The organism is Microcoleus sp. S13_B4 (assembly GCF_036700885.1).
Taxonomy (GTDB): Bacteria; Cyanobacteriota; Cyanobacteriia; order Cyanobacteriales; family Microcoleaceae; genus Microcoleus.
The window spans coordinates 109,566-129,666 of record NZ_JAUBPU010000005.1 but is presented as its reverse complement, the minus strand read 5'-3'; the positions used below and the strand labels follow the sequence as shown (position 1 = coordinate 129,666).

Genomic DNA, 20,101 nt, shown 5'->3' with positions numbered 1-20,101 from the left:
CCGGGGGCTTATGACCACCTTACTTTCGGTCAGTCGATTGTAGATTTAAAACTTTTTCCAGAGAATTGATGATTAGAGGCTTACAGATCGCCGACGTTCGACGGGCCTCCTAGAACACAACAAACTCGCGCCCGCTTGCCAAAAGCCCGGTATCCCCGAAAGCTTGCCTTTGCCGAGAGAAATCAAACTAAACTAAATCTATCTAAAGATGTAAAAAAAATACCTTAACCCCCGGCAGATGGATTACTTTAAGGTTAAAAAATTCCAAATTTCACCGTATTTAGCAGCTATTTCGGCATCAATAGCAATTTTGGTCGGAGTTGGCATTTTAGATCGATCGGAACAGCGGCGGTTTTTTCAATACAACCGCGCTAGCACCCTCGATCGGCTCAGCACAGTCCGTTCTAAGCTAGAAGGCTCTTTAAATTCCCGGCTATTTCTGATGCGGGGTTTTGTGGCTTACCTTTCCAACAACCCAAATATCACCGAAGCCGAGTTTGCAGCGACGGCGAGAATTCTGGTGGCACAGCAACCGGGCATTCGCGCCATAACTTTAGTTAAAGGCACGACGGTCGCTTACATTTATCCGCGGGACGGAAATGAATCGGCGATCGGGGTTGACTTGACGGCGCTACCCGAACACCGGCAAATGGTCAAAGAAGTCATGCACACCAGAAAAACTTTGGTTGCTGGACCCGTGAAATTATTGGAGGGGGACGAGACGTTCATCAGTCGATCGCCGATTTTTCTCACACCCTCCGGCACCGATCCCGAAACAGGAGTTTACTGGGGCTTGACAGGTCTGATCATCGACAAAAATTCCCTGATGGAGGAAGCAGGACTCAAGGACTCCTCAGCGAAGCTGCACTACTCTCTGCGGGGCAAAGACGGGAAGGGAGCATCCGGCGCAGTCTTTTTCGGCGACGGGTCAATGTTTCAGCACAATCCCGTGCTGCTGGAAGTCACTTTGCCCAACGGTTCCTGGCAGTTGGCAGCAATTCCGGCGGGGGGATGGCCTGCGAATTCGCCGTTTCGGGGCTGGCTGCTTTTTGGAGGTGGCTTGCTGGCACTTTTGAGCGGGGTGGCGGTTTTTAGCGGGGTGTACGGGCGTGCGAAACTGCGTTCCAGCGAAGTTAAGTATCGGCAATTAGTTGAGAATGCTAACAGCATGATTGTGCAGTTAGACAGTGAAGGCAAGATTACTTTTTTTAACGAGTGTGCTGAAACTTTTTTCGGGTATTCAGAAGCGGAAATCATTGGCAAAAGTGCGATCGGCACAATTATACCGAAAACAGATTTATCAGAAAGTGACCTCGCGGCAATAATTCGAGACTGTTTGGCACAGCCGGAAAAATACTTGCAAAACGAAAATGAAAACATCCGCAGCAATGGAGAAAGGGTGTGGATAGCGTGGACAAATAAACCTTTACTAGATGCGAAGGGAAATTTGGCAGGAGTGCTTTGTATCGGGACGGATATTAGCGATCGCGTTTTAGCAGAAGTCGCGCTGCTTGAGAGCGAATCTCGCTATCGGGCAATTATTGAAGACCAAACCGAACTGATTTGCCGTTTCTTGCCGAGCGGAGTTTTGACTTTTGTCAACGATGCCTACTGCCGCTATTTCAATAAATCGCGATCGGATTTGGAGGGCCATACTTTTATGCCCTTGATGCCGGCAGAAGACCGAGAAATTATCAGCCGCAGTTTCAGTTCTCTAAGCCTAGAAAACCCCGTCGTTACCTGTGAACACCGCGTCGTTCTCGAAACAGGGGAAACTCGCTGGCAGCAGTGGACGAATCGGGCGATTTTTGACAGTACGGGCAGCTTGATTGAGTGTCAAGGAGTGGGGCGCGACATTAGCGATCGCAAACAAGCTGAAATCGCCCTCCAAGCTTCTGAATCGGAACTTCGAGCTTTGTTCGCTGCCATGAACGACGTAATTTTGGTGATTGATATTGAGGGACGCTACCTGAAAATTGCCCCGACAAATCCCGGACTTTTATACAAACCGCCGGCAGAACTTGTCGGCAAAAAAATCAGCGAATTATTCGAGCCAGAAATTGCAGATATTTTTCAGGATAAAATTCGCACCGCCCTTGGTACCAATCAAACCTGTACTTGTGAATATAACCTGGAAATTGCCAGCGTACAAACGTGGTTTGCGGCTACCATTTCGCCACTGAAAGAAAACACCGTTCTGTGGGTAGCCCGCAACATTACGGAGCGCAAGCAAGCTGAAAGTTGGTTGACCGGTCAAAAACAAATTTTAGAAATGATTGCTAAGGGCGCTCCTCTGGGCGATACTTTAAATACTTTAGTTCAAATTATCGAGCAGCAATCTAGAGATGTCCTCGGTTCGATATTGCTTCTAGCTCCAGATGGCCAACATTTACTACAGGGAGCCGCGCCCAGTTTGCCCGACAGTTACAATGCTGCTATTCATGGCATAGCCATCGGCCCGGATGTCGGTTCCTGCGGCACTGCTGCCTTTAGTCGCCAACAGGTGATCGTTACAGATATTGCCAGCGATCCTTTGTGGAAAAATTTTCGAGATTTAGCCTTGAGTTCTGGACTGAGAGCTTGCTTGTCTACTCCTATTTTCTCATCTCAGGGTCAAGTTTTGGGAACTTTTGGAATGTATTATTCCCAACCGCGCCACCCCCATTTTTTTGAGCTGCAATTGATAGAGGCGATCATAAACTTAGCAGGAATTGCGATCGAACGCAACCAGGCAGAAGAAAGTCTCAAACAGCTCAATCTCGAACTAGAAAGCAGAGTCAAACAGAGAACTTCTCAATTGATGCAAACTGAAGAACGCTGGCAGTTAGCGCTCAAAGGCAACAACGATGGCATTTGGGATTGGGACTTACAAACAGGGGAACTTTTTGTGTCCGAGCGCTTTAAGGAAATCACTGGTTACGAAGATAGTGACATTAGCGATTACAATAACAAATGGAATACGAGTTTACATCCAGATGATTTGGCTATTAATCAGCAACTCTTTCAAGAACACTTGGATAGAAAAACGCCGCATTACATCACCGAATACCGCTTGTGGTGCTACAACAGCGCCTACAAATGGATATTGAGTCGGGGACAAGCTTTGTGGGACGCATCTGGAAAAGCCGTCCGCATGGTTGGTTCAATTACTGACATTACGGAGCGCAAACAAGCAGAGGAAGCACTGCGGGAAAGCGAGGCAAAATTCCAAAAGCTGTCGGGTAATGTGCCGGGAGTAATTTATCAATTTGTATTGCGTACAGATAGCTCTTTCAGTTTCCCTTACATTAGTCCGGCTTGCCGAGAAATGTTTGAACGAGAACCCGAAGATGTTCTGCAAAATGCGGCTTTAATAACAGATTTAATTCATTCCGATGACCGCCAAAATCATGACGAATCCGTTGCTATTTCAGCCCAAACTTTGCAACCTTGGCACTGGGAAGGACGGTTCGTGCTACCTTCCGGTAAAATTCGATGGTTTCAGATAATTTCGCGTCCTGAAGCTAAAGAAAACGGCGATATTATTTGGGACGGAATCGCAGTTGATGTTACCGATCGCAAGCAAGCTGAGTTAGCGTTGCAAGAAAGCCAGCAGTTCATTAAAAAAGTAGCCGATGCTACTCCCGGTATTTTGTATCTCTACGACTTGGAAGAACAGCGAAATATCTACACTAATACTTCTATGTTCACGCTTTTGGGCTATACCAGCGACGAAATTACAGCGATGGATTCGTCACTGATGCCTCAGTTAATACACCCGGAAGATTTGCCTAAAATCGTGAAACATCAGGCCAGCTTTGCAGGAATGGAAGATGGCGAAACTAGGGAAATTGAGTACCGGGTGCGGGCAGCAGACGGTCAAATTTTGTGGCTGCAAAGTCGGGATACTATTTTTAGTAGGAATTCGGATGGTCAGGCGAAGGTAATAATTGGAGTTTCCCAGGATATTACGACTAGCAAGCAAGCAGAGGAAGCACTGCGACAAAGCGAGGCGCGAGAAAGAGAAAAAGCTCGAGATTTAGAGTCAGCGCTGCTGGAATTGCGCTCTACTCAAACTCAGCTTATTCAAACTGAAAAAATGTCTTCTTTGGGGCAATTAGTGGCAGGCATCGCTCACGAAATTAATAATCCCGTTAACTTCATTTACGCTAACATTGATTATCTCAACCAGTATACAAAACAGTTGCTTGATCTGGTGACTCTTTACGAACAGGAGTATCCCAATCCTAATTCAAAAATTATCGATCGCATTCAAGAGATTGATTTGGACTTCATGGCAGAGGATTTAAGAAAAGTTGTGGGTTCGATGCAGGTAGGAACCGATCGCATCCGACAAATTGTGTTGTCCCTCAGAAATTTCTCGCGGCTGGACGAATCGGCAATGAAGCCGGTCGATATTCATGCGGGAATTGAAAGCACGTTGTTAATTTTGCAGCACCGCTTGAAGAGTCACGATAGCCGCCCGGAAATTGAAGTAATTAAGGAGTTTGGGAAACTGCCGCTGGTGGAGTGCTATGCGAGCCAACTGAATCAGGTGTTTATGAATATTATTGCTAATGGAATTGATGCTATTGAAGAAAAATATCAAAAGTTATCAATTCCACAATCAGAGACCAAGAGTGGACGGATTGCTATTTCCACGGGTGTAACCCTCCAGAACACTGTTAGGGTAGAAATTTCGGACAACGGTACGGGCATTCCGCAGGGAATACTGGATCGAATTTTTAACCCGTTTTTTACTACGAAAGCTGTGGGGAAAGGTACGGGGTTGGGAATGTCTATCGCGCACTCGATTGTGGTGGAAAAGCACAAGGGCAAGATTGACTGTATTTCGTCCATAGGATACGGAACAACTTTTAAGATTGAGATTCCGATCAACAAAGTGTATAAATAGTAGGGTACACCAGTCGATTTGAGAGTTGAGAGTTGAGATTTGAGATTGACTCCACAGTGGTAGGATGCGTCAGTCGATTTGAGAGTTGAGATTTGAGATTGACTCCACAGTGGTATTATGCGTCCCCAGTTCTTGATTTTTAGGCGCGCAGCGATAAGCTGACTCACCTACAACTTAAAGACTAAAATAGACGCAAGCTGCGAATGAAGCGGTGCTGCATCAAACCTTTAATTGTATAAAAATTGACATGATGGGATTAATCCTGGAAGCGCTGCAAGCAATGGGACACAATGTCCGCTGGATGTCTTGGAATTTGTTTTTGGCTTTAGTACCGCTGGGCCTGAGTTTTTGGCTGTTCCGCAAACCTCGATCGCGCTGGCTGCTGTGGGGTACGGGCATTCTACTAGGCGCTACTTTTTTGCCCAGTACGCGCCATGTTTTGTCCTATCTGAAGCACATTGTGCAAGATGTGGGCAAAACTTACGTTTTGGGGGCGATCGCGATTACGCTGGCACTGATGGCTTTAGACATCTGGGTACTGCGGCAGCGTGGAGTTCGCTCTCTCCGGTGGTGGGGCGCTTTTTTCTGGTTTATCGCATTTTTGCCCAATGCGCCCTACGTTTTAACTGATATCATTCATCTGATTGAGCAGATTAAAGAGGGGAACTCGGTGTGGATTGTGGCTCTAGCTTTGATCCCGCAGTATCTGGTGTTTATGCTGGCGGGGTTTGGGGCTTACGTTCTGTCGGTGATGAATTTGGGTTACTATTTGAAGCAACAGGGTTTGAGTAGATTTATCCTGGCAACCGAGATGACTATACACGCACTTTCGGCGATCGGCATTTATTTAGGGCGATTTATCCGCTTCAACAGTTGGGATATTCTGACTAACCCCGATGTGCTGGTTAACACCGTAATGAACGATTTGATAGGCAAGCGTCCGGTTTTAGTAATGGCTGTAACTTTTGTAGTAATTGCTGTTTTATATTGGTTAATGAAACAAGTAATTTTAGGAATTAGCCAGCGATTTTACAGGAGCGAATTGCAGTCGGACTTAGCCGGCGATAGCGCAACTTCTTCCAGCTAGAGCGATTTGAGATTGGAGATTTGAGATTAAAGAATTGATTCAACTGATGAATCTAAGAGCTTGAACTAAGCTCCCCCATTTTTTGTCTCCACCAGTTAGCTCGGAAAACAAGTTTCCGTCTGTGGGTGAGACAAATTTTTTCGCCAAACTCCGAAATAAATTACGGCGGCCGTTTGTCACAAGACTTGATATGTTAGAACAGTGAAAGTAGTTTTGTAAACAGCAAAGATGAATCGATTTGACCGTCAGTTGTGGCAGAGATTTATTGCGATCGCCCAACCTTACTTTTATCCTTTAGAGCCTGGAGGCGGCAGAATTTTTTTAGGATTAGTGGCGCTGTTGTTGATATTTCTGTTCGCTGCTATGTTTGTGGCTGTCAGTGTTGTCAGTTTGGGTACTCAACTCTTTTTTCCAGAGGCTTTTAACGGGGTTGCGGCTGGCTTAGCTACTTTGATCAGAGGAATTATCTACTCACCGACAATTGCGATCGTTGGTTTAATGCTCATCCTCCCGCTGGCTGCTTTTGTCTTTTTTAGAAGCAAGTTGATACCGCGCTGGAAGCAGTGGATAATGTTAGCTCTGCTGCTATTTTTGTCGCTGTCTGTTAGCGGAATTAACGTAGTCATTAGCTATATTAGTAATTTTTTCACGACAGCGCTGGCTGAAAAAGATCAGATTACTTTTTGGCGGTTTATGTGGGTTTATGCTGGAGTTTTTATTGTCGGTACCCCGATAGTTGTTATTTACGGGTATACCCAAGATAAACTGGGATTGTACTGGCGAGAGTGGATGACTGATAGTTTCCTAGGTAGTTATTTTCAAAACCGCGCTTATTACGAAATCAATTCTCAGAAGGAAATCGACAATCCCGACCAGCGGATTGCTGAAGATATCAAATCTTTCACTAGCACAAGTTTAGAGTTTTTGCTGCTCATATTGGGGGCAGTTATCGATATTATTTCTTTTACAGGCATTCTGTGGTCTATTTCCAAAGGTCTTTCGCTCGGACTAATTATTTATGCTGTCTTTGGCACGACAGTCATGATATTTTTTGGCCAAAAGTTGATATTTTTGAACTTCAATCAGCTCTCCAAAGAGGCGGACTTTCGCTATGGATTGATTCACATTCGGGACAATGCAGAATCAATTGCTTTTTACCGGGGAGAAGCACAGGAATCTGTTCAGGTAAAAAAACGATTTTTGGCAGCAGTTCGGAACTTTAATTTCCTAATTGGTTGGCAGCGAAATCTGGGATATTTTAGAGTTGGCTATAGATATGCAACTTATATTATTCCCTCTTTATTCCTGGCTTCTATCTACTTTGCTGGTCAGATAAAGTACGGCGATATTACTCAAGCTGAATTTGCTTTTCGTCAGGCTTCAGAAGCATTTTCTTTGGTTGTATATAGTATTGAAAGCTTGAGTTTATTTGCAGCGGGAATTAATCGTTTGGCCACGTTTAATGAGTCTATAAAAAATGAAAAAAGTGCTGTACAACTAGACTTCAGAACAATCGATACAGTTATAAGTTCGCAATTGACACTGGAACACGTTACTTTAGATACTCCGAAGCATCAAAAGACTTTGATTAGGGACTTGTCGGTAGCGGTGTCGCCAGGGGAAGGACTGTTAATTGTCGGTCAAAGCGGTGCTGGGAAGAGTTCTTTGCTGCGGGCTATAGCGGGTTTGTGGGACTCGGGAACGGGCCGTTTGGCGCGGCCGGAATTGGGGGAAATGCTGTTTTTGCCGCAGCGTCCTTATATGATTTTGGGTAGTTTGCGATCGCAACTTTTGTATCCCAATACCAGCAGCGAGGTTGATGAGGAAAAATTGCGCCGCATTTTAGCATCAGTAAACTTAGCAGATTTGCCAGACCGATTGGGCGGTTTTGATGCGGATTTAGATTGGGGTGAGATTTTGTCGCTGGGAGAACAGCAACGTTTAGCTTTTGCTAGATTGTTATTGACGGAACCGAGATACGCTATTTTGGATGAGGCGACAAGTGCTTTGGATTTGAAGAACGAGCAACATTTATACCAGCAGTTGCAAGCCACTAAAACTATGTTTGTGAGTGTCGGCCACCGAGTGAGTTTAGTGAAATATCACCAGCAGGTTTTGGAACTTTTGGGCGATGGAAGTTGGCAACTGCTTTCGCCGGAAGAATACAGCGCTAGTACGAAGGTTTTTGGCTGATACAGGGCTGCTTTCAAAAATGGTAAATTTACCCGGTTTGTGGTTGGCGGTGAGTGGTGGCGCGGTTGAAGATGTATGGTTTGGTGCTATAAATTAAGCGCCGTGCCTCCACGCTACAATAGGTTTTACGGGTAGGGAAATAGCAACAATTAATGCCGAGCCATTCCCGGTTTCTCCTACCCTTTTAGATTAAAGAATTAAAGAATTGAAGAATTGGGAATGACTGATTCGGTATGGGTTTGGATCACGGGCCTACAGTTGCACTCTTTGTTTAAACTGATATCACAATCGATAATGGGGTATAAATATCTAAAACTGCCCAAACAACAAAAAGCAAGCTGAACGTTTGTAGATTCGATTCAATTGCTCGTCTGCGAGAACTCACACAATATAATAGAAGATAGATTTTTAGTATAGGCGAGATTCCTACTTTGACTACTCCGATTCCTCAAAACTTTGTGCAAACGATCGCCAAACAGCGCGGTGTCACAGATGCCGAGTTAGAAACTGTGTTTATGGCTCTCGACGGTCAATCTACGGCGACGATCGCCACAAAGCTTGGCATTAGCGACATCGCCGTTCGCAAAAGACTCGGCGAAGTTTACAAAAAGTTTCAGATCGGGGGGAACGGCCCTGGAAAGCTTTCGGAATTGAGGCATCAGTTGCTGTTTTCATACCACACCGATCAGGGAACGAGCGATTTTAATCGAGGTAAAGGCTCTCTATTGAAGATGGCGATTGGACACCGACAGGAAGATTGGGGCCAAGCACCGGATGTTTCGGTTTTTTACGGACGGACTGAAGAATTAACTACTTTAAAGCAGTGGATTCTATCAGATAATTGTCGCCTGGTAGCGCTGCTAGGTTTGGCTGGTAGCGGCAAAACAACTCTGTCGGTGCAGTTGGCAAAACAGGTACAGAATGAGTTTGATTTTGTGATTTGGCGATCGCTGCGATCGACACCAGCACCATCCGACTTCCTAGGAAGCTTAATTCAACTTTTTTCTAACCAACAAAAACCCGATGTACCCATCGACCTCAACAGCCAAATTACGCGATTGGTCGAGTATCTGCGGAAACACCGCTGTTTGGTAATTTTAGACGATTTGGAAGCGGTTCTCAGACCCGAAGAATTAGCGGGACACTACCGCGAAGGCTACGAAGGATATCGAGATTTAATTGTGCGGCTCTGTGAAGTCAATCACAATAGCTGTGTAGTCGTAGTTAGTTCAGAAGAACCTACGGAACTGGCTTTGCTGGCGGGAGAAAAAGTGCGGTTTTTAAAACCTGCTATTTCCGAGGAAATAGCCCGGGAAATTTTCCAAGAAAAAGGTTTGTCGCCTCAAGATCAAGAGTTAAAAATCTTGTTATCCCGGTACGGAGGCAATCTCTTAGCATTAAAGATTGTAGCGACAACAATTAACGAGTTTTTCGAGGGAAATGTTTTAAAGCTTTTGGAAGCAACTGCTTTATTTATTGAAGAACATATCAGCAATTTGCTGGCGCAGCAGTTCGATCGAATGTCGAGTTCAGAACAAGATATTGCCTACTGGATTGCTATTGCTCAAAGCCCGATTTCCCTGGCAACTTTACGAGAGCAGATGTTGGTCAATTCATCGCTTTCGGATTTACTGAAAAATCTCGATTCTCTGGGTCGTCGCTCGCTGATTGACAAAATCACTGAGGGCGGGGAAACTGTTTTTATGCTTCAACCTTTGATCGTGCAATATGTGACAGACCGATTAGTCGAGCAGATTCGAGCGGAGGTTTTGGAGACGGTTAAGACGCAAGGAATAGAAAGAATGCGGCTGTTGAAAACTCACAAATTGAGCATCAACGTTGCTAAACGGAAATGGGATAAAGGCGAACCAAAAATCTCTATTTTAGCAGTAGTAAAAAATCGGTTGCAAGTGTTGTTTGTGAAGACGACAGGCTCTGAAGAACCGCTAAATATCTTGAAGAAAGTTGCCTCTGATCTGGAGGATAAATCCATTCTTGAGGTGGGATATGCTAGGGAGAATCTGGCGCCAATTATTTCAGAAATTCAGCGATAAGAAAAAAGCGATCGCTTTTTGACAAAAGCGATCGCCTAATTTTCAACACAAACAGAATTCGATAAAATTATTTGACAATGCCAAAAACCGATGCAGATTCAGACCCTGTAATTTTGCCCAAAGTCGGCGCTTTTTGAGCTTGTGCAATTCTGGGAACCAAAAATCCCTTCGCATAAATCTGAGGATTGTCTTGAGCTATTTGGATATAAGATTGACGGACTGTGGCGTTCACTGCGACAGTCTTGGCATCGTAGACTTGCATCGCCATGTTGGGATAAAAACCAATGCCGACAATCGGTATCAAAAAGCAAAATGCGATCGCCACTTCGCGAGGTTTAGCATCAATAAACTGTGCATCACCAGGCAAAACGCAACTATTACCAAAACAAACCGCTTCATCCAGATTGTTTCTCTGATTCTGCAAATTGAGATCCTCAAGGTCGCAAGCCGCTAGTGTCCCACAGTTGTAAAATAACTGTCGCAGCATAGAGAGCAAATAAATCGGCGTCAAAATCAGTCCTACAGCAGCCAGGAACACTGTCACCGCGCGGAAAGAACTGCTGTACATATCGCTAGTTGCGACGCCCACAAACACTGACAATTCGCTAGCAAAACCGCTCATTCCCGGGAGTGCCAAGGATGCCATCGCGCCTGCTGTAAACAAGGCAAACACTTTCGGCATGACTTTTCCAATCTCGCCCATCTCGTCCATGATCATTGTATGGGTGCGATCGTAAGTAACGCCAGCCAGGAAGAATAATACTGAGGCGATTAAACCGTGGGAAATCATTTGCAACAGCGCCCCATTGATTCCCAAATCCGTGAAGGAAGCAATACCCAACAACACGAATCCCATGTGAGAAATCGACGAATTCGCTAAGCGGCGCTTCATGTTCGATTGGCCGAAGGAATTCAGCGCGCCGTAGATAATATTGACCACGCCGAGCACCGCCATAATCGGTGCAAAGTAAACGTGTGCTTTGGGAAGAAGTTCCAAATTCAGGCGAATCAGTCCGTATCCGCCCATTTTCAGCAATACGCCGGCCAGAATCATCGACACGGGAGAAGATGCTTCACCGTGGGCATCAGGTAGCCAAGTGTGGAAGGGGAAAATCGCCAGTTTCACACCGAAGGCAATTAACAATCCCGCATAAAGCAGTAATTCTAAACCCAGTGGGTAGTCCTTCAAGCCTAGTTCTACCATGTCGAAGGTGGGGGTGCCTCCGCCGTAGAATGCCATTGCTAAGGCAGCTATCAAAATAAAGATGGAAGCGCCTGCGGTGTAAATCAAGAATTTGGTAGCTGCGTAGCGGCGGTTTTGTCCGCCCCAAATCGAGATTAGTAGGTACACCGGAATTAGTTCTAGTTCCCAGACAATGAACAGCAGCATGATGTCTTGGGCGACGAACACTCCTATTTGTGCGGAGTACATCACCAGCATCAGGAAGTAGAAGAGTCGGGGCTTGCGATCGACTTCCCATGCAGCAAAAATAGATAGCGTCGTCACCAATCCCGCCAACAGTACCAACGGAACTGAAAGCCCATCAACCGAAACAGACCAGTTTAGGCCTAAAGAAGGTATCCAGGAATATTGTTCTACGATTTGGAAACTAGAGATACTCGGATCGTAATGAGTCCAAAACACCCAGCACATTAATACAAAATCTGCAATACCTACGCCTAGCGCATACCAGCGGACGGTTTTGCCGTCTGTATCGGGCACAAAAGGGATGGCGAGGGAAGCGAGGAGGGGTAGGATGACAATTGCGGTCAGCCAAGGAAATTGATCCGCTATCATAGTGAGAATAAATACTTAGTTGGAAGTTACCAAAATTATAATACTAAATTTAATTAAAACTTAAGATTTATTCATAAATATTTTTTATATCGAGACAAATGCGTAGAATAGTATCACGAATTGCTACACACGTCAATTGATTTTCGATTTTTGATTTTCGATTCGGACTTACGAACAACAAAATATAGCGTTTTGTAGACGCAATCTGCCTGTGGTTGCGCGTATTCTGGTAGATGGTTGGGTAAGTCCTGTGTATTAAGGGCGATCGCAAATTAGCTGGCGTTGCTGATTTAGGGTATGAAAGGCTAAATATGCAAGTCATAGAAACCAGTATTCACAAAACTTCGGGATTTTCAATTGATGTTTTTCATACCCTGATTAAGCAACGCCAATTATTTATCTGGTTCCTGGGAATTGTCACCCTTGATTTAAAACCTTGCCTAACAGATTACCAATTAACAGTAATGGGGTGATCGCCATTTTCATTAATTATTAGAAACTTTCATGATCCAATACTTCGGACAGTTTTTTAACGGCCCTGTAAGCCTTATGGAGGAAGCCCTGCCATTTTTTACGCATTTTCTGAAACTTAGCGCGCTTACTTAAACCTTGAAAAAATAGTCCAGCATATAGCCAGCAAGGGTTTCGGAGACTTGACTATATCTAAAACTGTCCGAAGTATTGATGATCATCCATTAGCCCACACACTTTTGAGTTTAAATCGGTTTGTCTTCTCCTGCTTGCTTGTGACGGAAATATTCGCGGATCGCATCAATACCTTGTTCGGCAATTTCAATTGGGGGGTCTTCGAGGGGGTTGCGACCTAAATAAATTTGGGATAAATTGGTTAGACGGGTGATAGTTGATGGTACTATCGTCAGTTGGTTGCAAGCTAAATCGAGATAAGATAAGTTAATCATGCGAGTGATAGCATCTGGTAGGCTTGTCAGTTTATTTCCACGTAAATCAAGTACGGATAAATTTGTCATACGGGTGATAGCTTCCGGCACGCTCGTCAGTTGGTTTAAAGTTAAATTAAGTTCCGATAAACTGGTCATCCTGTTTATAGCCTCTGGTAGGCTCGTCAGTTGGTTAAAAGTTAAATTAAGTTCGGATAAATTGGTCAGACGGGTGAGCGCTTCTGGTAAGCTTGTCAGTTTGTTGAAACTTAAATTAAGTTCGGATAAAGTTGTCAGAAGGTTGAACGTTTCTGGCAGGTTTGTCAGTTGGTTTAAACTTAAATTAAGTTGGGATAAATTGGTGAGACGGGTGAGCGCTTCTGGTACGCTCGTCAGTTGATTGGAACGCAAATTAAGTTGGGATAAATTGGTGAGATGAGTGAGCGCTTCTGGTACGCTCAGCAGTTGGTTGTTACCTAAATCTAGTTGAGATAAATTGGTCAGAAGTTTGAGCGTTTTTGGTACACTTGTCAGTTGGTTGTAACTTAAATCTAGTTGGGATAAATTGGTGAGATCGGTGAGCGATTCTGGTACGCTCGTCAGTTGATTGGCAGCCAAATTAAGTTGGGATAAATTGGTAAGACGAGTGATAGCTTCTGGTAGACCAGTCAGTTTATTCCCACCTAAACTAAGTACGGATAAATGTGTTAAATTGGTGATAGCTTCGGGAACATTTTTTAGTTGATTGGAAGCTAAATTAAGTACAGATAAATGGGTTAACCGGGTGAGAAATTTTGGTAACTTTGTCAATTTATTGTGGCTTAAATTAATTTGGGACAAATTAGTCAGACGAGAGATGGCTTCTGGTACAGTAGTCAGTTTGTTGTAACTTAAATCCAACTTTTCTATCCATTCTAAATCGAACACCTCTGTCGGAATTCCGCTTAATAAATTACCGCTCAAATCTAATGAATTAGTCAGTGGCGTGATAAATTTTGGTACGGCTACCACTTTTTTTACACGTAATTTAACTACGGCTAAATTGGTTGCACGGGGGGTAGTCTCTTGTAAATATATTAGTTTGTTTGTACCTAAATTGAGGTGGGACAAATGGGTCAGTTGGTTGAAGAAGTTTGGTAGTTTTGTCAGCTTGTTGTGACTTAAATTGAGTTGGGATAAATTGGTCAGACGGGTGATAGCTTCTGGTACAGTAGTCAGTTTGTTGTAACTTAAATTCAACGTTTCCAACCATGCTAACTCAAACACCTCCGTAGGAATTTCGGTTAATGATTTAGCGCTCAAATCTAATTCAGTGAGGCGTTGTTCCTTGACTTGTTGAATTTTTGAGCGAATTTTGTAAGAAGTCATTTTTCTGTCACCAGATATCTTTAAAGATGGCGTTAAATGGCAAATCTGACCACTCAGGCTAATATTGATGTTAACCTGTCCCTACCCGAGATCAAACTGTCCCATGACACCCGATGCCTCCGCCGCAGCCGCTGCTGCCGCCCCTCAATCAACACCCGAAGTCAGCTTAGAGTTGCAAGTCCGACTCAAGACAGAAGATGGACAGCTACTGTTGCTACTCCCCCCAGAAACCAATAGCGAACCTGCAACAGCCTCCGCCTCGACTTGGACTGAACTTTGGCAGCAGCTAAAAGTCAGGCTGAATGCGGGAGAACGCTTTTGGCAGCCAAACGCAGAAGTACAATTGATGGCGAGCGATCGACTTTTAGATATCCGCCAACTCCAAGAAATCGCTGATGCACTAGCCGAAGTGGAACTGCAACTCAAACGAGTCCACACCAGTCGCCGCCAAACAGCCGTTGCCGCAGCTACGGCAGGCTATTGTGTAGAACAGCAGCCTCCGGTTTCTTCCCTGAATAAAGCCACTGCCGAAAAACCGCAATCGCTGGCGGAACCTTTATATTTGCAGATGACAGTGCGATCGGGCGTAGAAATTCGTCATCCAGGCACCGTCGTACTTTTAGGAGACGTAAATCCCGGCGGCTCAGTCATCGCCGGAGGGGATATCCTAGTTTGGGGCCGTTTGCGGGGCGTCGTGCACGCCGGTGCCGGTGGCAATACCAAAAGTGTGATTATGACCTTGCAGATGGAACCGATGGTGATTAGGATTGCTAAGTATGTTGCCAGAGGCCCAGAAACCTCACCCGCTCAGTTTTTCCCGGAAGTCGCCTATGTGACGCCTCAGGGGATTAGGATCGGCAGAGCCTCTGATTTTGACAAATCGCAGTTAGTCGGGGGTAATGAGTAATCGATAATTGGTCAGTGATAATTGGTAATTGGTCAGTGCTAATTGGTAATTGGTGATACTCTTTCTCTTTAATCCTGCACTTGATAATTTTTGCCGGGGCTAAATCAGTCACTAAAGGACGCTTTAAAAATTAAGGGCAGGATTAAAAAGAATTAGTAGAACAAGGAAAGTTGTGAGTTTATGAAGTAGGGGCAAAGGCTTTCGCCGTGTCCCTACGGCGGGGATAGATTGATCGCGCGGTGTCTTTCATAAACCTGCCATCTGCTGTAATTTCCTGAATAACCCATTGCTGCCTAATTACCAAAGAAGAATTGCCAATTATCAATTAACAATAAGACCAATTACCACTTAGCCATTACCAATTACCAATCACTAATTCCCAATTCCCAATAAATCTAAAATCGCTTATGGCTCGCATTATTGTTGTTACATCAGGGAAAGGCGGGGTAGGAAAAACCACCTCCACAGCCAATCTCGGCATGGCTTTAGCTAAGCGGGGGCGCAACGTTGCCGTAATTGATGCCGATTTTGGTCTCAGAAATTTAGACTTGCTGCTGGGCTTAGAAAATCGGATTGTTTATACGGCATTAGAAGTTCTCGCAGGAGAGTGCCGATTAGAGCAAGCTTTGGTGAAAGATAAGCGACAGCCGCGCTTGGTGCTGTTGCCGGCTGCCCAAACTCGGATGAAAGATGCCATCAGCGCCGAGCAAATGAAGCAGCTTGTGGGGATGTTGGGAGCAAAATACGACTATATTTTGATCGACTCTCCTGCTGGAATTGAACAAGGTTTTCAAAATGCGATCGCCCCGGCCCAAGAAGGCATCATTGTCACCACTCCCGAAATCGCTGCTGTCCGCGATGCCGATCGAGTCATCGGCCTGCTGGAAGCCAACAACGTCAAGAAAATCAACCTGATCGTCAACCGGATCAGACCCGCAATGGTGCTGGCAAATGATATGATGTCGGTACAAGACGTGCGGGAAATCCTCGCCATTCCGCTGTTAGGCGTCGTTCCCGACGACGAGCGCGTCATTGTTTCCACCAACCGAGGCGAACCATTAGTATTGTCGGAAACGGCCTCTTTAGCTGGAACTGCCTTCGACAATATTGCCCGCCGCTTAGAAGGCGAAAAAGTTGATTTTCTAGATCTCAATCCCCGTCGCGAAAACTTCTTTACTCGCCTCCGCAAGTTCTTAAATACTAAAATTATGTGATGTGCTCATTGGCGATCGGTTTTCAACCGCAGCAAGTGCATCACAAAAACTGGTCAAGATTTTCCCCGAGTGATACCCGTTCCCCAAAAAAATGAAACTGTATGTCAACTCCCAACCCTTAGGGAATTAGTGATTCCCCAATCGAAAATCGAAAATCGAAAATGGTATGACCTTTTCTATGCCTAACCCTTGAAAAACCCGCCAGACCCATGCTATCTACACTTCTCGAACGACTTTTCCCGCGCACCCCTGACAACAGCCGCGACGAGGTAAAACGGCGCCTCAAACTGGTTCTAGCCCACGATCGCTCAGAGCTCAGCCCAGAAATGGTTGAGTCGATGCGCCGAGAAATTCTAGAGGTGGTATCTCGCTACGTGGAAATCGATACCACCGGGTCTGAGTTCTCGCTGGAGAGCGACCAACGGGCCACAGCACTAATTGCAAATCTCCCGATCAGGCGCGTCAGGCTCGAACATCCACCGGAGAATGTGCCCCAGAATGTGCCCCCGAATCCGTCAGAAAATCGACCCGAATATGTACCGGAGTATGTAGTCGAAATTCTCCCGGACACTAGAGATTAACAGGGGTGCATTTTCGCCTTGGTAAAAATATTTTTTTTATTTGATTGCGAGCTCGCAAGCGATCGTGAGTTTTGTCCAAGCGAGTTCTTGAAGATCGCTACAAAAACAAAACTGAGATGCTCCCTCAAAAACTCTTCTCGTTTATATAAAAAATGTTGGAATATCCGAACAAATCACCGGATGAACGATCGCTCTACGATTCAATTGTTGTTGAGTTTCCAGATTCATAACGCTCTCACCAAAATCACATTGCAGTTGCTTTGGCGAGAAATCACGGCTGGAATATTTCCCTGTTTCATCTGTTGCAACAATCCCTCTCGACTCGCACCCAAAACAATCACATCGCTTCGATCCTGTTTGGCATAACTCAACACTGCGGCCGACACAGAATCAGCACATACAGAAGTCGTCAAGATAGAGGCATCCACTTGAGGCTTGAGAAACTCAGCGGCAAGTTTCAAGACTTCCTCAGTTGGTTCAAAATCACCACGATCGTCGCCTTGGCGCTCCTTAGAAGCATCGTACACATGAAATAATCTGACTTGTGCGGTTTGGCTCAGAGAAATCAATCCAGGTAGCAACCGAACTGCTTGCTGGGCATTGGGTCCGCCTGCCATTGGTACCAACCACCGCTGAAATATTGCTCGATCAGTTAACTTCACCAACACCACTTCACAAACAGCCTGTCGAATCATAGTATCGACAACTCGACTAAAAACCCGCCCCGGTGTTTTAGTGCTGCCTTTCCACCCCATTAAGACAAGATCGATATGTCGCTCTTGGATGGTTTCGAGAATGGCACTTGACAAATCATGCGCCACTAGAATCTGGGTATGGATCGGAACTCGCCACGCTTGACATAGACGGATTGCCTGCTTTAGTAGCTTTTGACCCTCAGCCGTTTTTACTGGAGTTTCTGCAAGCACATGATGTCTTGGCACAACAATCACCTGCAAACATTCAATTTCATAGTTGCGATCGCGGGCAATTGCCACTGCCATTTTTAACAGCGTCAGGGAAGTTTTGGGATTGCTCAACGGCACGAGAATGCGTCCTTTTCCCGTTTCGGGCGATCGGGTTTGGTAAATTATCCGAGCTCGTTCTACCTTGGGTTGAGGGAGACTTTCGCTGTTGAGATAAGCTGCTTCAACGCGAATGATATCGGTGCGGGTAATAATACCAACCAATCGCCGTCCTTCCACCACAGGTAAACTGTTGAGATTGTGTCGGTCGAGTAAATGCAGCACGTAGGCAAGCGTATCTTCTGGGTGAATGCGAACGGGATCTGGTGTCATCAGATCGCTGACGAGGTTCTCGCTATTCAATCCTCGTGCAGAAAAATTGGCAATATCCTTTTGAGTTAAAATGCCGACCAGCTTGCCGTTTTCCACCACCGGAAAAGTGCGGTGGGAAGACTTAGAAAACGCCTGCAACGCTTCTTCGAGCGGAATTCGACTAGAAAGCGTTTCTACTTTAGGCTGCATCACATCCCGTGCAGTTAGATCTGTCCACGGATCTCGAGCGGTGGTTTCTTGCTTCAGGTGAATGCCCTTAAACGCGAGCAAGCGATCATAGAGCGAGCCCTCCTCGAGCAATTCTGCAATCAAGTAAGAAGTCACAGATACGATCATCAGCGGCAAGACTAAATTAAAGTCAGTCGTCATCTCAAACACCAGGATCACCGCAGTAATCGGAGTGCGGGCAACCGCACAGAAAAATGCCGCCATCCCAACCCGTGCATAAGTGGTTGCCAGACTTAAACCCAAAACTTGGTGTTCTCCGACTCCTACGAGGTATCCTAACGCAGCACCGAGTACCATGCTGGGAATCAGCAACCCGCCCGGTGCGCCAGAACCGTAAGTGACGACAATCAGAAAAAACTGGATGCAAAAGACGATCGCCACAAGTTGCCAGTCTGCATTTCCGGTTAAGAGGAGTTCTTTGAGTCCGGCATTGTCTCGAAATATATCTGGTAAGGTGGCGAGTGCAATTCCCGCGATCAGTCCAGCAAATCCGATTCGCTTGGATAAGCTGACATTGAGAAAGCGGCGGTACAACGTCAAGCTACTCAGAATCGATCGATTGAACAGCACGCCCAGTAAGCCTGCTAGGATTCCCAGAAGCAAGTAAAAGGGAATCTCAGGAGCAGAAAAGCTAGTATTAGATACCACCAGATGCAGATCTAAATCGAGATTGTGCGAACCGCTGATCCGAGCGACCACAGACCCGATGAACGAAGCCAGGATTGCCGTTCCCAAGGTGATGCCAGACACGTCTTGCAACAGTTCTTCGACCACAAATAAAACACCTGCGATCGGCGCATCAAACGCGGCGGCAAGTCCCGCTCCGGCGCCTGCTGCGAGGATTTGACGGCGGTGATCCGGTGAAGTTGGGAACCACCGACTCAGTTGACTCGCTAACGCTGCCCCAATCTGTACCGTCGGTCCTTCTCGTCCGAGGGGCATTCCGGCAGCGAGTACGAGCGTGGCGCTGACCAACTTTACTAGCGCAATTCGTAAATTCAAAGGCATCGGAACGTTAGCGAGTACCGCCTTCACTTCGCTCATGCCACTCCCGCTGGCTGCTGGAGCCACGCGCTCGACAATCAATCCAGACAAGAATCCGCCTAGCGCTCCGATCGAGGGCAGCGCTACATAAGCCGGGATTAAATGCGTTGCCTGCTGCCGCCAGCCGCCGAGCCAACCAACTCCTTGTGCTAACAAGAGCGCAGCCAGTCCCGACACTAGCCCAATCAGGCAGGCTTCAAAAATCGCCAATCGCTTGGGACGCAACAGCAGATGCGAAAAGCGACTCCAGATAAGTTTTCCGATGCGTATCATTTTGCCTTTGGTGAAAGTGCAGACGTTGACGATCCGGTTAAAGCAGCGGTTTGGGGGATGCTGGATTGAGACCTGCAGGCTGCTCGGTGGGCGATCGCCAAAGCTGTTGTGGGTGATGCCTAAACCAGTAGTCTATCGCAATGCCACCGGCGAACAACAGCAGCAATAAATATAGTTCTGTTCGCCCAAAAAGAGGGTTTGAGCGATCGGCGGGAGCGAATTTTCTCTCTTTGTCATCAAATTCGTCTTTCATATTTTTATAAAAT

Annotated in this window: 11 protein-coding genes; 7 read left to right on the top strand and 4 right to left on the bottom strand. The window is 45.8% G+C overall.

All coding sequences use genetic code 11. The features are described 5' to 3' along the window. The first annotated feature begins 238 nt into the window (after positions 1 to 238). The 4 genes from QT994_RS05240 to QT994_RS05225 all read left to right on the top strand — a co-directional run bounded on the left by QT994_RS05240 (position 239) and on the right by QT994_RS05225 (position 10,228). Positions 239 to 4,894: a PAS domain S-box protein gene (locus tag QT994_RS05240; RefSeq protein WP_333172312.1), complete on the top strand. Its 4,656-nt coding sequence runs from the start codon at positions 239 to 241 to the stop codon at positions 4,892 to 4,894. 247 nt (positions 4,895 to 5,141) lie between these two features. Next, complete coding sequence (locus QT994_RS05235; protein ID WP_333172310.1) at positions 5,142 to 5,981, top strand: DUF1361 domain-containing protein; 840 nt, start codon at positions 5,142 to 5,144, stop codon at positions 5,979 to 5,981. Between the two features lie 228 nt (positions 5,982 to 6,209). Further along, complete coding sequence (locus QT994_RS05230; protein ID WP_333172308.1) at positions 6,210 to 8,174, top strand: ABC transporter ATP-binding protein/permease; 1,965 nt, start codon at positions 6,210 to 6,212, stop codon at positions 8,172 to 8,174. Positions 8,175 to 8,605: 431 nt separating this feature from the next. After that, positions 8,606 to 10,228, top strand: coding sequence for an NB-ARC domain-containing protein (locus tag QT994_RS05225; protein WP_333172306.1), 1,623 nt, complete (start codon positions 8,606 to 8,608; stop codon positions 10,226 to 10,228). Between the two features lie 67 nt (positions 10,229 to 10,295). On the opposite strand, the gene QT994_RS05220 is transcribed toward QT994_RS05225, so the two are convergent. Beyond that, on the bottom strand, positions 10,296 to 12,026 hold the full coding sequence (locus tag QT994_RS05220) for an NAD(P)H-quinone oxidoreductase subunit 4 (protein WP_333172304.1): 1,731 nt from the start codon (positions 12,024 to 12,026) through the stop codon (positions 10,296 to 10,298). Positions 12,027 to 12,742: 716 nt separating this feature from the next. Further along, positions 12,743 to 14,293, bottom strand: a complete 1,551-nt coding sequence (locus QT994_RS05215) for a leucine-rich repeat domain-containing protein (RefSeq protein ID WP_333172302.1) — start codon at positions 14,291 to 14,293, stop codon at positions 12,743 to 12,745. A gap of 103 nt (positions 14,294 to 14,396) precedes the next feature. Between QT994_RS05215 and minC the strand changes: the two genes are divergently transcribed. From minC to minE, 3 genes are all read left to right on the top strand, one after another. Then, positions 14,397 to 15,200, top strand: coding sequence for a septum site-determining protein MinC (gene minC, locus QT994_RS05210; protein ID WP_333048523.1), 804 nt, complete (start codon positions 14,397 to 14,399; stop codon positions 15,198 to 15,200). A gap of 407 nt (positions 15,201 to 15,607) precedes the next feature. Next, a complete protein-coding gene (gene minD / locus QT994_RS05205; protein WP_006635273.1) occupies positions 15,608 to 16,414 on the top strand; it encodes a septum site-determining protein MinD in 807 nt (268 codons plus the stop codon). 209 nt (positions 16,415 to 16,623) lie between these two features. Then, positions 16,624 to 16,995, top strand: coding sequence for a cell division topological specificity factor MinE (minE, locus tag QT994_RS05200; RefSeq protein WP_333172300.1), 372 nt, complete (start codon positions 16,624 to 16,626; stop codon positions 16,993 to 16,995). A 224-nt stretch (positions 16,996 to 17,219) separates the two neighbouring features. Here the strand turns inward: minE and QT994_RS05195 are convergent, their stop codons facing one another. Then, the gene (locus QT994_RS05195) at positions 17,220 to 19,835 is read right to left on the bottom strand and encodes a chloride channel protein (protein ID WP_333172298.1); all 2,616 of its coding nucleotides are present in this window, start codon (positions 19,833 to 19,835) and stop codon (positions 17,220 to 17,222) included. Between the two features lie 37 nt (positions 19,836 to 19,872). Continuing rightward, positions 19,873 to 20,088, bottom strand: coding sequence for a hypothetical protein (locus QT994_RS05190; RefSeq protein WP_041622497.1), 216 nt, complete (start codon positions 20,086 to 20,088; stop codon positions 19,873 to 19,875). Positions 20,089 to 20,101: the final 13 nt, after the last annotated feature.